This window comes from Saccharomonospora azurea NA-128, assembly GCF_000231055.2.
Classification (GTDB): Bacteria; Actinomycetota; Actinomycetes; order Mycobacteriales; family Pseudonocardiaceae; genus Saccharomonospora; species Saccharomonospora azurea.
The window spans coordinates 3,771,160-3,783,423 of the sequence record NZ_CM001466.1; the positions used below are offsets into that span (position 1 = coordinate 3,771,160).

The following is a 12,264-nucleotide window of genomic DNA, read 5'->3' on the forward strand; positions in this document are numbered from 1 at the left end:
CACACTCCGGGACCCCCCGAAAATCGGGGGAAACGGATGTGCTAGAGTGGAAATCACAACGACGCGGGGTGGAGCAGCTCGGTAGCTCGCTGGGCTCATAACCCAGAGGTCGCAGGTTCGAATCCTGTCCCCGCTACCACCAGACGAAGGCCCGGATCAATGATCCGGGCCTTCGTCGTGTGTTCACCTCGGTGCGCAGGGTGAATCGGCAGTTCCATTGTGGACCTCACCCTTGACCACTGTGGACAGATGTCGATTTTCATGGCACGGTAGGAGGCGTGTCCGATTTGAACGCAACTGCCGCAGCACTGCTTGGTTTGCTCCACGACGGTCCCGCTACCGGTGGCGAACTCGTCGCGGCGGCTGAGGAACGATTCGGCACGTTCTTCAGCGTCACGAGGAGTCAGGTCTACCGAGAGCTGCCCGCCCTGCACAAGGAGGGCTACGTCCGGCTGGGCAAGCAGGGGCCCCGGTCGAGCCAGCAGTACGTCCTCACCGCCGCAGGCAAGAAGGCCTTCAAGGCGTGGCTGATGACCGCGTCCTCGCCCGACCACCTGCGCAGCCCGCTGATCCTCCGGTTGGTCAACTCGGGTGTGCTGACGCCGAAGCAGCGCGCCAACCTCTTCGAGTCGGCCCGCGAGACCTACAAGGCCGAGCTCGACGAGGCCAGGGCCGCGGTGAAGGCCGCGACCGACCCCGTGGAGAAGGCGGTCGCCGAGTTCGGGCAGGCGCACGCCAGGGCGGCGCTGAAGCTGCTCGACGCCGTGTCCTCCGCCTGACCGGCCTGACGGCCGTGGTGCGGCGGCACACCGGAAACGACGAGAACGGCGAGTCGAAGCGACCGCCCGGGTAGCGGTCGCTCGATTTGCCGTAACCTTGTGTTTCGTGAGTGTCGACTTCGAAGCTGCGCTGAATGACCTCGGCGGCAAGCTGGCCCAGATCGAGGCCGTGATGGATCTGGATTCGCTCCGCAAGGAGGTCGCCGAGCTGGAGGAGGAAGCCGCCCGCCCGGACCTCTGGAACGATCCGGAGGTCGCGCAGAAGGTGACCAGCCAGCTGTCCCACAAGCAGGCGTCGCTGCGCAAGGTCAGCGAACTGCGCCAGCGCGTCGACGACCTCGCCGTGCTGCACGAGCTGGCGGAGGCGGAGGGCGACGCGGCCAGCCGTTCCGAGGCGGAAGCGGAGCTCGAAGGCCTGTCGCGGGACATCGACGCGCTCGAAGTGCGGACGCTCCTCTCCGGTGAGTACGACGAGCGCAACGCCGTCGTGACCATCCGCTCCGAGGCGGGCGGCGTGGACGCGGCCGACTGGGCCGAGATGCTGCTCCGCATGTACCTGCGGTGGGCCGAGCGGCACAACTACCCGACCGAGGTGTACGACATCTCGTACGCCGAGGAGGCGGGCATCAGGTCGGCCACCTTCAAGGTCAGCGGGCCCTACCTCTACGGGACGCTTTCGGTCGAGCAGGGCACCCACCGGCTCGTCCGGATCTCCCCGTTCGACAACCAGAGCCGGCGCCAGACGTCGTTCGCTCACGTCGAGGTCCTCCCCGAGGTCGAGGAGGTCGACCACGTCGAGATTCCCGAGAAGGACATCCGCGTGGACGTCTACCGCTCGTCGGGCCCGGGTGGGCAGAGCGTGAACACCACCGACTCGGCCGTGCGGATCACCCACCTGCCGACCGGCATCGTCGTGTCGTGTCAGAACGAGAAGTCGCAGCTGCAGAACAAGGCGTCGGCGATGAAGGTGCTGCAGGCCAAGCTGCTGCAGCGCAAGAAGGAAGAGGAGCGCAAGGAACTGGACGCGCTCCGGGACAGCGGTTCGAGCTGGGGCAACCAGATGCGCTCGTACGTGCTGCACCCGTACCAGCTGGTCAAGGACCTGCGCACCGAGCACGAGGTGGGTAACCCGGCGGCCGTCCTCGACGGCGAGTTGGACAGCTTCCTCGAGGCCGGGATCCGGTGGCGCAAGCAACAGGCCGAGGCGGCGTAGGCACCGAGCGTGGGTCGGCCGCGGGGCCGGTGGTCAACCGAGGCTTAACCGGCCCCGACTGTAGGATTGCCGACCGTGATCCGGCTTGAGAGTGTCTCCAAGGTCTACAAGACCTCGTCGCGTCCCGCGCTCGCGGACGTCTCGGTCGATGTGGACAAAGGTGAATTCGTCTTCCTCATCGGTCCGTCGGGCTCAGGGAAGTCGACGTTCCTGCGGCTGCTGCTGCGGGAGGAGGTGCCCACCCGCGGCCGGGTGATGGTGTCGAACTTCGACGTCGCCAAACTGCCCCGGCGCCGCGTGCCCCGGCTGCGGCAGACGATCGGGTGCGTGTTCCAGGACTTCCGGTTGCTGACCAACAAGACCGTGGCGGGCAACGTCGCGTTCGCGCTCGAGGTGATCGGCAAGCCGAAGAAGACCATCGACAGGGTCGTCCCCGAGGTCCTGGAGCTGGTCGGTCTGGACGGCAAATCCGATCGGATGCCACACGAGCTGTCCGGTGGTGAGCAGCAGCGGGTCGCGATCGCGCGGGCGTTCGTGAACCGTCCCCTCGTGCTGCTCGCCGACGAGCCCACCGGGAACCTGGACCCCGACACGAGTCAGGACATCATGCTCCTGCTGGAGCGCATCAACCGCACCGGAACGACGGTGCTGATGGCCACCCACGACCACTCGATCGTCGACTCCATGCGTCGTCGGGTCGTCGAACTGGACCACGGGCAGGTGGTTCGCGACGATCGGCGCGGCGTGTACGGCGTCGGTCGCTGACGTCTGCGGCCATCCTGGCGTTTCGCACCCCCACCCGCCCCACTTCCCCCGACCCAAGGAATCCCCCTACCGATGCGTGCCAGCTTCGTCTTCAGCGAAGTCATCACCGGCCTTCGCCGGAACGTCACGATGACGATCGCGATGATCCTCACCACGGCCATCTCGCTCGGGATGTTCGGTGGTGGTCTGCTGTTCGTCCGCACGATCGACAAGATGAAGGCGAACTACCTCGACGACGTGCAGGTGACGATCTACCTGAACGACGAGGTCAGTTCGAGCGACGACACGTGCTCGGCGCAGACGTGCACCACGTTGCGACAGTCGTTGGAGACGAATCCGGGCGTCGAGTCGGTGGTCTTCGAGAACCGCGACCAGGCGTACGAGCGCTTCCAGGAGATCTTCGAGGGGCAGCCGGAGCTCGTCGAGCTCGCCCGGCCGGAGTCGCTGCCCTCGTCGTTGCACGTCAAGCTCGTCGATCCGGAACGCAGTGACGTGCTCGTGCAGGAGTACTCCGCGATGGAGGGCGTCGACCACGTCGACGACCAGAACAAGTTCCTCGAACGCTTCTTCGACATCCTCAACGCCGGTCGCAACGGGACGTTCATCATCGCGTTGATCGCCGCGCTCGCGGCCGTGCTGCTGATCGCGAACACCATCCAGGTGTCGGCGTTCACTCGGCGCACCGAGGTGGGCATCATGCGTCTCGTGGGTGCCACGCGCTGGTACACGCAGCTGCCGTTCCTTCTGGAGGCGGTGGTCGCCGGTGTGCTGGGCGCGGTCATCGGGACGTCCGGGCTGGTCGCGTTGAAGTACCTGGTGCTCGACTCGATCATCGAGTCGACCGGTGGCGTCATCCCGCAGCTCCTGCTGGCCGACATCCTCGTGTACGCGGCGCCGATCCTGCTCGGGACGTCCGTGTTGATCTCGGCCGTCACGGGTTACGCGACGTTGCGTCTGTACGTGCGCCACTAATTCGGTCGGGCCAGGTGTCCGCGGGAAGATACAGTCGAGGTATGGCGAAAGAAGTCGGTCAGAAGGTGATCGCGTCGAACCGGCGCGCCCGGCACGACTACACGATCATCGACACCTACGAGGCCGGGGTGGCGCTCGTGGGTACGGAGGTCAAGAGCCTGCGAGCGGGCAAGGCGTCGCTGGCCGACTCGTTCGCCACCGTGGACGACGGCGAGGTCTTCCTGCGGGGCCTGCACATCCCCGAGTACGCGCACGGCACGTGGACCAACCACGAGCCGCGGCGGACGCGCAAGCTGCTGCTGCACCGCAAGGAGATCGAGAAGCTGATCGGCAAGACCAAGGAGTCGGGGCTCAGCCTCGTGCCGCTCTCGCTGTACTTCAAGAACGGCAAGGTGAAGGTCGAGTTGGCGCTGGCGAAGGGCCGCAAGGCGCACGACAAGCGGCAGGCCATCGCCAAACGCGACGCCCAGCGGGAGATGGCGCGGGCCGTGGGCCGGGCGGCGAAGGGCAAGTATCGCCGTTGAGTGCCGCAGACGGTCACCACGGGCCGGGACCGCGGTCCGACGACGATGTCGCGGACTGGGTGCGTGGACTCGGGCTCGACGGCCTCGTGGACATCCACGTGCACTTCCTGCCCGAGCGGGTGTTGCGCAAGGTGTGGGCGTACTTCGACGAGGCCGAGAAGCACTACGGGCGGCCGTGGCCGGTGCAATACCGGTTGCCGCAGTCCGAACGCGTGGAGGCGTTGCGGTCGTTGGCGGTAAGGGCGTTCGCGCCGCTGGTGTACCCGCACAAGCCCGACATGGCGGAGTGGCTCAACGGGTGGGTCCGCGAGTTCGTGGCCGACGTGCCCGAGGCCGTGCCCACCGCCACGCTCTATCCGGAGCAGACGGTCGCGAAGTACACCGAGGACGCCCTCGACGCGGGAGTGCGCTGCTTCAAGGCTCACGTGCAGGTCGGTGCGTACGACCCCCGGGACACGACGCTGGACCGGGCCTGGGGGGCGATCGCCGACGCCGGGGTTCCGGTGGTGATCCACTGCGGGCACGGACCGTTGCGGGGCGAGCACACGGGCATCGGGGTGTTCGACGAAGTGCTGCGGCGGCATCCACGGCTGGTGACGGTGCTCGCGCACGCGGGCATGCCCGAGTACGACGACGCCCTCGCGCTGGTGCGCCGCTATCCGAACGTCCACCTGGACACCACGATGGTGGGCGTGCCGTTCACCGAGGACTTCATGCCGCTGCCCGGCGACTGGCCGAGCCGGCTCGTCGACATCGCCGATCGCGTCGTGCTGGGAACGGACTTCCCGAACATCCCGTACTCCTACTCCACCCAGCTGCGTGCGGTGGCGGGGTGGGCGGAGGGAGATCCTCGGCTGGGCGAGCCGTTCCTGCGTGCGGTGTTGCACGACACGCCGTCGCGGCTGCTCAGGTTGGGATAGACGTGCGGATGTCGACGCGCGTGAGCGCGTAGGCGCAGACGACCAGACCGATCCACGGCCACGGCGCGGAGGAGAACCCTGTGGCCGCGAGGGCGAGAGTGCCGGTGGCGCCGGCGAGCGCCGCGACGCAGAGCCGGGTGGGTGAGGCGGGTACCGGACGCATGGCCCGCGTCTCGAACCGGGCGAAGGTCCGCAGCAGAACAGCGAGGATCGCGCCCGCTGCGAGCAGCCACCCCGGGAGGGTGGCCAGCCAGGTGATCGTGCCGGGTCGCGGTGTCGCGTAGTCGAGCCAGAGCACCGTCACGCCGCTGAGCACGATGAGGGCGGGCATGTGCCACAGGTACACGCTCATGAAACGCGGGCCGAGCCAGCCGAGGGTGGACGCGACGACAGGCCGCTCGGACCACGAGGTCAACAGCCCCCGGGCGGCGAGGACGAGACCGATCTGCCCGACGGCGAGGGTGACGAGGACGGCCGCGGGCGGGCTCATGTTCGACATCGGCGCACCCGGCATGCCGATCATGCTCGCCGCGTACGGGCCGAAGCCCACCAGCATGGCGGTGGCACCGAAGCCCGCCGCCGACATCGCCGCCGCGCCGCGCCGGGACAGCCGCTCCAGCGTGCCGTCGGCGTAGAAGAAGCCGAGCTGGTGCACGGCGAGCCACACGAAGACCGCGTTGGCGTAGCCGACGTAACCCACGTCGCTGAAGCGCGCGACGTCCACGAGCGCGGCGAGTGCTGCGAGCAGGACGGGAGCGGCCCACCGCAGGCGCCGGTGCGCGGCCGCGAGGACAGGGGTGGCGAGCACCGTGAGGAGATAGACCCCGAGGAACCACAGCAGCTGGGCGGACAGCGACCCGGCCAGGGCCACGGGTTGCTCCGGGGCGCCCAGCGCGCGCAGCACCGGAGGAGCGGCCACCCCCACGGCGAGCAGCGGCAGCACCGGCAACAGGAGCCTGCTCAACCGGGCCGACAGCCACGGTCCCGCCGCGGCGGCGCGCGTCAACGAGAAGTAGTTGGCCGCTCCACCCGCGAAGAACACGAGCGGCATGACCTGCGACAGCCACGTCACCACCCACCAGCCGGGAGTGCTGAGCGCGTTGCCGGTCGTGAGCCGGCCGTCGGCGTACGCGAGCACGGGCATGGTCCAGTGCTGGACGACCACGGCGGCGATCGCGAGCGCGCGAACGACGTCGAGGAAGCGGTCTCGGGTCGGGGTGGGGGTCGCCGGTCTCGGCGGGCTCAGCGTCATGACTAGACCTTGTCGTTCGGCGGGGCGCAGCACAGCGGTGCGGGCCGGTGTTTCGAGGGTGGGGCTGGCACTACCACGGGAGCGGGCCGAGCCGGGTCGAGACGGGGCAAGACACGCCAGAACATCCACTGTGGACGGACATCGTCGCGTGTCGTCGGGCGGGGGATCGACGCGTCAGCGACCGAGGTAGGTCAGGACGGCCCTGACCCGGCGGTGCTCGGTGTCGCTCACGTCGAGGCCGAGCTTGGCGAAGATGTTGCCGATGTGCTTCTCCACGGCGCCGTGCGACACCACGAGCCGGGTCGCGATGGCGCTGTTCGTGAGGCCCTGAGCCATCAGCCCGAGAACCTCGGACTCCCGGGGCGTCAGCTCCTGGAGCGGGTCGCGCCGTCGCCGGGCCATGAGCTGACTGATCACTTCCGGGTCGATGGCCGTGCCCCCGGCCGCGACCCTGCGGACGGCGTCGAGGAACTCGGCCACGTCGGCCACGCGTTCCTTCAGCAGGTAACCCACTCCGCCCGCGCCGCCGGACAGCAGCTCGACCGCGTACGTCTCCTCGACGTACTGCGACAGCACCAGAACCGGGAGCCCCGGTACGAGCCGTCGTGCTTCGAGCGAGGCGCGCAGGCCCTCGTCGGTGAACGTCGGTGGCATGCGCACGTCCACGATCGCGAGGTCGGGACGATGTTCCCCTACCGCGGTGACGAGGTCGTCGCCGTTATCCACGGCAGCCACCGTCTCGACCCCGTCGTCGGCGAGCAGGCGCTGGATGCCCTCCCGCAACAGAACGGCGTCCTCCGCGACGACCACGCGCATGCCCCACTCCCCAGTTGTCCGATCCGGCTCACCACGTGCAAGGCAGCACCGCTCGGACCACGGTGGGTCCGCCGGGCGGGCTGACGACGGTGACGGTGCCGTCTATGGTCGCAGCCCGGTCAGCCAGGCCGGAGAGGCCACCGCCCGGCCGGAGTCCGGCGCCGCCGCGGCCGTCGTCGGTCACCTCCACCACCACGGTGTCGTCCTCCCGCCAGACCCGCACCCAGGCGTGGTCGGCGCCGGAGTGCTTGGCGATGTTGGTGAGCGACTCGCCCACGATGAAATATCCCGTCGTCTCCACCGCCGCCGGTGGTCGCGGGGCGACGTCCACCGACACCTCGACGGGCACCGGCGACTTGGCGGCCTGCGCCGACAGCGCCGCGTCGAGACCACGGTCGGCGAGCACGGCGGGGTAGATGCCCCGGGCGAGATCGCGCAGTTCCGACACGGCGACCTTCGCGTCGGTGTGCGCTTCGTCGATGAGGTCGCGCAGCGCTGCCGTGTCGGGTTCCGTGCCGTCGACCTTCGCCTTGGCCCGGCCCAACGTCATGGCCACGGAGACCAGCCGCTGCTGCGCGCCGTCGTGGAGGTCGCGTTCGATCCGGCGCCGTTCGGCCTCCGCGGCGTCGACCCCGCGAGCGCGGGAGGCCTGGAGTTGTTGCGCCCGCGCCTCCGCCCTGCGGGCCTTCGGCGGGCCGAGGAGGGTGACGGCGAGTTGCGCGTGAAGCCACCCGAGCGCGGGGACGATCCAGATCGCGACCGGCACGACGATGATCGCCACCAGCCCCACGGCGAACTCGACGATCCCGATGGGGAAGGCCAGCATCAGGTAGGCCACTTCCCGCCACAGGGTCGGGTCGGTGGCGCGGGCCCGCCACCGTCGGGCCCAGTTGCCGTCACCCTGTGCGCGTTGTGCGTCGGGAACGTCCACACCCAGCGCCCACCGCACCCACCCTCGCTCCAGGTCCCCGAAGGCACGCACGAGCCACATGGTCGCCGCCAGGATCGGGATGCCGACCCAGACCACGACCGTCGCGATGCCGATCACCGTGCCGCAGACCACGAGCACGAACTGCACCAGCCGCAGCGGGAAGCTCGCGACCAGGAAGAGTTCGGTGCGCAACGCCCGCGCCCACCCCGGGACGTGTGTCGCGGGCTTCTCGTTCGGCATGCGCACATTCTCCGCCGTCATGCGCGCACCGGGAAGGCGCCGTCGTGCGCGTCGAGCTCGCGCATCCGTGTCACCGTGGGGCCGAGCATGGCCCCGACGAGCCGTCCGTGGGCCGCGCCCAGACTCCGTGTCAGAGCGGCGGTGAGCACCACGAACAGGACGCCGAGGAGCGACCACGGCAGCGCCGTCCAGACGGAGTCGGCCGTCACCCAGCGCAGCTCCACGTCGTCGCCGGGGAAGTGCCAGGCACCGCCCGGGAGGAACCGGTAGTAGATCGGCAGCGCCAGCAGGCCCAGCGACGCGCTCCACGTCGCGACCATGAGGACGAACTCCACGATCCCCAGGGGGAACAGCAGGAACAGGTAGGCGTACTCGCGCCACGTCGCCGAGTCGGTGAGCCGGGTCCGCCACCGTTGCCGCAGGTCGCCGTCGGGCAACGGGCGTGTCGCGGGAGGGACGTAGGTGCCGAGGAGGGCGTAGGTGCGGGCGCGTTCCAGATTCGCCCCTCCCCGTGTCACCAGCACCGCGGCCGCGAGGATCGGCAGGCCGACCCAGACGATCGCCGTGGCGATCCCGGCGACCGTCAGGGTCAACAGGACGACGAAGGCGGCGATCCCGGCGGGGAAGCTCAGCAACAGGTAGGCGAGTGCCCTCGCCACCGAGGGGCGCCGGGGCTCGTGCCCCGCGCCGGAATGCTCGTGCGGGCCTGCGCTCGCCATGACGGACGTCCTCTCGTTCGACTGCACTCAAGCATCGACGGAAAGGGCACCGTCAGGCCATCAGGTCAGCCGGTGTCGCCGAGGTGGGGCTGTCCCCACCACCGGACAGTGGTCCGTTGTCGGCCCGTCGGAATTATCGGCTTGCGCGTCGCGTTATCCTGGGTGCAGCGATCGAAAAGTGATCGACTGGACGAGGGGGTGAACGGTTTCGACTCTGGACGTTGATCCAGGGGAAGCGTGCCGGTGCAGGCAACGACCACCGTAAGCGTCGTCGCAACTAAAACAAGCGCCAAGACGAACAGTCAGCGCGACTTCGCCCTCGCCGCCTGAGCGACAGCGAAGTCTGTCGGCCCGGGGACGCCTCCGCCCCGGTTCGCCGGCATCAGCTAGGAGGCTTACCGCCGGTTCCGGCCACGGGAACCGGTTGGGAAGCACACAGTGGCTGGGCCCGTCACACCGGCTCGTTCGTGTGACCGGTGGGGCCGAGTAGAGGCACAGCGAACTGCGCACGGAGAAGCCCTGGAGAGGCGGCAGAGGACCCGGGTTCGATTCCCGGCACCTCCACCGAAACCAGATGGGCCACCCACACCGGGTGGCCCATCGTCGTTTTCAGGGTGAATAGCCCGTCGCCCACCCGGGTAAGCCGGTGCTCGAACGCATGAGCGAACGAGGTGACGACATGGCCGACGAGCACACCCCGAACGCCGGGGACACCCGACCCAGGGCTGAGAAGGACCCCGACGACTGGGTCACCGGCGAAGAACCCATGACCGGGCCCCAGCGGTCCTACCTCCACACACTCGCCCAGGAAGCGGGCGAACCCGTCCCCGACGACCTCAGCAAGGCGCGGGCCTCCGAATTGATCGACGAGCTCCAGCACCGCACCGGCCGCGGGCGCTGACCTCGCTGTTTGGTCGCGCACCCGCGAGGCAAGTCTGCGACTGGGCGGGAAGGAGTCCGGGATGACAGCGCAGCCGCCGAGTCCGGTCACGGACAAGAACCACAACCTGATCAGCGTGCTCCAGGCGTCGCTCGAGTACGCGTGGCAGCTGGAGACCTACATCGCCGACGCCGAGCGCGAGGGCGACACCGAACTCGCCTCGTGGTTCCGCCGCATCCAGGAGAACAACGTGAAGGCCGGGGAACAGGGGAAACAGCTGCTCGCGCAGCGGCTGGAGAAGGGATGAGACCGTGGACCACGATCACTTCATCGGTCAGGTTCAGGCCCGGGCGCAGCTGGCCAGCCGGGGAGAGGCCGAGGGACTGACGCGCGCCACCCTGGAGACGCTCGGGGAACGGATTCCCGAGCAGGTCGCCACACACCTTGCCGACCAGTTGCCCCGGGAGATCGGCGAGAACCTGCGCCGCACCATCACGATGGGCGGTGCCGGGGCGGGGGAGCGGTTCGGGCTCGACGAGTTCGTGCGACGCGTCGCCGAGCGCGGGCACGTCCCCGAACCGAACGCCGTGTACGGCTCCAGGGTCGTTCTGGAGGTGACCGGCGAGGCGACCCACGGGGTGCTGAACAAGGTGCGTGACTCGCTGCCCCAGGACCTTCGCCCACTCGTGGACTCGGGAAGCACAGGCGGCATGAGCTGACGCGCGGCCGGGGCCCTCGGCCGGTGGGGCCCGGCCGCCCGTGCCGCGTTCGGCACAATGCCGCGCATGGGAACTCCAGGCCTGCCGACCCGCGGCCTCGCCGGCTGGGCCGTGGACGTCACGATGCTGGCGCTCGCGGTGCTCTCGGTGGGGCTGCTCACCTACGTGACGTTCTTCGACGTCAGCGCCGAGACGGCGAACGTCGTGTTCGTGGTGGACACGGCGGTGTGCGGGATCTTCGCCGTGGAGTTCCTCTGGCGGTGGCGGGCGGCGGACTGGAACGGGCGGTTCCCGCTGCGGCACTGGTACGAGGTGCTCGGCATGATCCCGATCGCCCATCCCGCCCTGCGGGGTTTCCGGCTGCTGAGGATCGTCGCGGTGGTCGTCCGGCTCGCGCGCACCACCGACCGGGTGTTCGGGGAGAGGGCGACCCAGCGGTTCGTCGAGCGCTTCTCCCGGCCCATCGTGGCCGCCATCAAGAAGCCGGTGACTGTGGCCGTGCTGGACGAGGTCGCGAAGGTGCTCGAAACCGGCCGGTATCCCCACAACATCGCCCGGTCCGTGCACGAACACCGTGAGCTGCTCAGCGACATCGTCACGGAGAAGGTCAAGAACGATCCCCAGGCGGGTGTCCTGTCGCGCCTCCCGTTCGGTGAGGACGTCCTGCGGTCCGTCGTGGACACGACGATTCGCGTGATCCTCGACGTGCTGAGCGATCCGCGGACGGACGTGTTCTTCGCGCACGCCGTGCGGGAGAACCAGGCCCAGGTCCGGGCCGCCGTCGCCTCGGGTCTGCACGAACGCGACGACCCGGCGAGCCCCCTCACCTGACCCCGAACATCGTGTCCGCGAGCTGCGCACGCGTGTTGGCGTCGCAGGGCGCGGACACGCGTACGGGAAGTGCGGACACGCGTGCGTGAGGCGCGGACACGATGTCAGGGGCGGCGCTTCGTGCGCCTCGTCGGTTCGGCGGTGAGGGGATCGGCCGGCCAGGGATGCTTGGGATAGCGGCCGCGCAGTTCCGCCCGCACCGACGCGTAGCCCTGCGGCCAGAACGACTCCAGATCGGACGTCACCGCGGCCGGTCGCCCCGCGGGCGACAGCAGGTGCAGCACCACGGGCACGGCGCCGTCGGCGACGGTCGGTGTGGCGGGCCAGCCGAACGTCTCCTGGAGTTTGACCGCGAGCACCGGCTCGTCACCGGAGTAGTCGACCCGGATGCGGGAGCCGGTGGGCACTTCCAGCCGCTCCGGTGCGAGCTCGTCGAAGCGGGCTGCCTGCGGCCACGGCAGCAACCGGCGCAGCGCCGCCGCCGTGTCGACGTTCGCGAGATCGGTGCGGCGGCGTGCGGTGTCGAGGTCCGGACCGAGCCAGGTGTCCACTGCGGCGAGCAGGTCCTCGTCCGACACGCCCGGCCAGGGATCACCCAGCTGCCGGTGCAGGAAGGCGAGGCGTTGGCGTAGTCGCGTGGCCTCGTCGGTCCAGGTCAGCAGCCGCAGCCCTTCCTGCCGCAGGCCGTCGGCGAGCGCGGCGC

Annotated in this window: 15 protein-coding genes, 1 tRNA gene and 1 other RNA gene; 12 read left to right on the top strand and 5 right to left on the bottom strand. The window is 69.4% G+C overall.

Features of this window, described 5'->3' with window-relative positions; all coding sequences use genetic code 11:
* The first annotated feature begins 62 nt into the window (after positions 1-62).
* From SACAZDRAFT_RS17325 to SACAZDRAFT_RS17355, 7 genes are all read left to right on the top strand, one after another.
* A tRNA-Met gene (locus SACAZDRAFT_RS17325) sits at positions 63-139 on the top strand.
* A 139-nt stretch (positions 140-278) separates the two neighbouring features.
* Positions 279-779 (top strand): PadR family transcriptional regulator, encoded by a 501-nt coding sequence (locus tag SACAZDRAFT_RS17330; RefSeq protein ID WP_085977747.1) that lies wholly within the window; start codon positions 279-281, stop codon positions 777-779.
* A 106-nt stretch (positions 780-885) separates the two neighbouring features.
* Complete coding sequence (gene prfB, locus SACAZDRAFT_RS17335; protein WP_005443858.1) at positions 886-1,992, top strand: peptide chain release factor 2; 1,107 nt, start codon at positions 886-888, stop codon at positions 1,990-1,992.
* Between the two features lie 75 nt (positions 1,993-2,067).
* On the top strand, positions 2,068-2,757 hold the full coding sequence (gene ftsE / locus SACAZDRAFT_RS17340) for a cell division ATP-binding protein FtsE (protein ID WP_005443860.1): 690 nt from the start codon (positions 2,068-2,070) through the stop codon (positions 2,755-2,757).
* Between the two features lie 72 nt (positions 2,758-2,829).
* Positions 2,830-3,729, top strand: coding sequence for a permease-like cell division protein FtsX (gene ftsX / locus SACAZDRAFT_RS17345; RefSeq protein ID WP_005443862.1), 900 nt, complete (start codon positions 2,830-2,832; stop codon positions 3,727-3,729).
* Between the two features lie 41 nt (positions 3,730-3,770).
* Positions 3,771-4,253 carry an SsrA-binding protein SmpB gene (gene smpB, locus SACAZDRAFT_RS17350; RefSeq protein ID WP_005443864.1) on the top strand — a complete coding sequence of 161 codons (483 nt, stop codon included), beginning with the start codon at positions 3,771-3,773 and terminating at the stop codon, positions 4,251-4,253.
* The gene (locus SACAZDRAFT_RS17355; protein WP_005443866.1) at positions 4,250-5,173 is read left to right on the top strand and encodes an amidohydrolase family protein; all 924 of its coding nucleotides are present in this window, start codon (positions 4,250-4,252) and stop codon (positions 5,171-5,173) included. Before smpB ends, SACAZDRAFT_RS17355 begins: the two co-directional genes overlap by 4 nt.
* Here the strand turns inward: SACAZDRAFT_RS17355 and SACAZDRAFT_RS17360 are convergent.
* From SACAZDRAFT_RS17360 to SACAZDRAFT_RS17375, 4 genes are all read right to left on the bottom strand, one after another.
* On the bottom strand, positions 5,160-6,425 hold the full coding sequence (locus SACAZDRAFT_RS17360; protein ID WP_005443868.1) for an acyltransferase family protein: 1,266 nt from the start codon (positions 6,423-6,425) through the stop codon (positions 5,160-5,162). The two genes, SACAZDRAFT_RS17355 and SACAZDRAFT_RS17360, sit on opposite strands and share 14 nt — an antisense overlap.
* A gap of 174 nt (positions 6,426-6,599) precedes the next feature.
* Positions 6,600-7,241, bottom strand: coding sequence for a response regulator transcription factor (locus tag SACAZDRAFT_RS17365; protein WP_005443872.1), 642 nt, complete (start codon positions 7,239-7,241; stop codon positions 6,600-6,602).
* A 28-nt stretch (positions 7,242-7,269) separates the two neighbouring features.
* Positions 7,270-8,433 (bottom strand): sensor histidine kinase, encoded by a 1,164-nt coding sequence (locus SACAZDRAFT_RS17370; RefSeq protein WP_005443873.1) that lies wholly within the window; start codon positions 8,431-8,433, stop codon positions 7,270-7,272.
* Positions 8,430-9,131, bottom strand: coding sequence for a sensor domain-containing protein (locus SACAZDRAFT_RS17375; RefSeq protein WP_005443874.1), 702 nt, complete (start codon positions 9,129-9,131; stop codon positions 8,430-8,432). Before SACAZDRAFT_RS17375 ends, SACAZDRAFT_RS17370 begins: the two co-directional genes overlap by 4 nt.
* A gap of 194 nt (positions 9,132-9,325) precedes the next feature.
* Between SACAZDRAFT_RS17375 and ssrA the strand changes: the two genes are divergently transcribed.
* The 5 genes from ssrA (at position 9,326) to SACAZDRAFT_RS17395 (ending at position 11,561) form a co-directional block, all read left to right on the top strand.
* Positions 9,326-9,698: a transfer-messenger RNA gene (gene ssrA / locus SACAZDRAFT_RS22625) on the top strand.
* A 112-nt stretch (positions 9,699-9,810) separates the two neighbouring features.
* Entirely contained in the window at positions 9,811-10,032 is a 222-nt protein-coding gene (locus SACAZDRAFT_RS17380; RefSeq protein ID WP_005443877.1) for a DUF3072 domain-containing protein, read from the top strand.
* Between the two features lie 61 nt (positions 10,033-10,093).
* Positions 10,094-10,318, top strand: a complete 225-nt coding sequence (locus SACAZDRAFT_RS17385) for a hypothetical protein (RefSeq protein WP_005443879.1) — start codon at positions 10,094-10,096, stop codon at positions 10,316-10,318.
* A 4-nt stretch (positions 10,319-10,322) separates the two neighbouring features.
* A complete protein-coding gene (locus SACAZDRAFT_RS17390; RefSeq protein WP_005443880.1) occupies positions 10,323-10,730 on the top strand; it encodes a DUF2267 domain-containing protein in 408 nt (135 codons plus the stop codon).
* Between the two features lie 57 nt (positions 10,731-10,787).
* Complete coding sequence (locus SACAZDRAFT_RS17395) at positions 10,788-11,561, top strand: ion transporter (RefSeq protein ID WP_005443881.1); 774 nt, start codon at positions 10,788-10,790, stop codon at positions 11,559-11,561.
* 104 nt (positions 11,562-11,665) lie between these two features.
* On the opposite strand, the gene SACAZDRAFT_RS17400 is transcribed toward SACAZDRAFT_RS17395, so the two are convergent.
* Positions 11,666-12,264 (bottom strand): ATP-dependent helicase C-terminal domain-containing protein (locus SACAZDRAFT_RS17400; RefSeq protein ID WP_005443882.1); only part of this gene is annotated, 599 nt, incomplete at its 5' end.

Excerpts from the sequence above, each read along its gene's own strand:
- ftsX (WP_005443862.1), top strand. The coding sequence starts at position 2,830 with ATGCGTGCCAGCTTCGTCTTCAGCGAAGTCATCACCGGCCTTCGCCGG.
- smpB (WP_005443864.1), top strand. The coding sequence starts at position 3,771 with ATGGCGAAAGAAGTCGGTCAGAAGGTGATCGCGTCGAACCGGCGCGCC.
- SACAZDRAFT_RS17360 (WP_005443868.1), bottom strand. The coding sequence starts at position 6,425 with ATGACGCTGAGCCCGCCGAGACCGGCGACCCCCACCCCGACCCGAGAC.
- SACAZDRAFT_RS17365 (WP_005443872.1), bottom strand. The coding sequence starts at position 7,241 with ATGCGCGTGGTCGTCGCGGAGGACGCCGTTCTGTTGCGGGAGGGCATC.
- SACAZDRAFT_RS17370 (WP_005443873.1), bottom strand. The coding sequence starts at position 8,433 with ATGACGGCGGAGAATGTGCGCATGCCGAACGAGAAGCCCGCGACACAC.
- SACAZDRAFT_RS17375 (WP_005443874.1), bottom strand. The coding sequence starts at position 9,131 with ATGGCGAGCGCAGGCCCGCACGAGCATTCCGGCGCGGGGCACGAGCCC.
- SACAZDRAFT_RS17380 (WP_005443877.1), top strand. The coding sequence starts at position 9,811 with ATGGCCGACGAGCACACCCCGAACGCCGGGGACACCCGACCCAGGGCT.
- SACAZDRAFT_RS17385 (WP_005443879.1), top strand. The coding sequence starts at position 10,094 with ATGACAGCGCAGCCGCCGAGTCCGGTCACGGACAAGAACCACAACCTG.
- SACAZDRAFT_RS17395 (WP_005443881.1), top strand. The coding sequence starts at position 10,788 with ATGCCGCGCATGGGAACTCCAGGCCTGCCGACCCGCGGCCTCGCCGGC.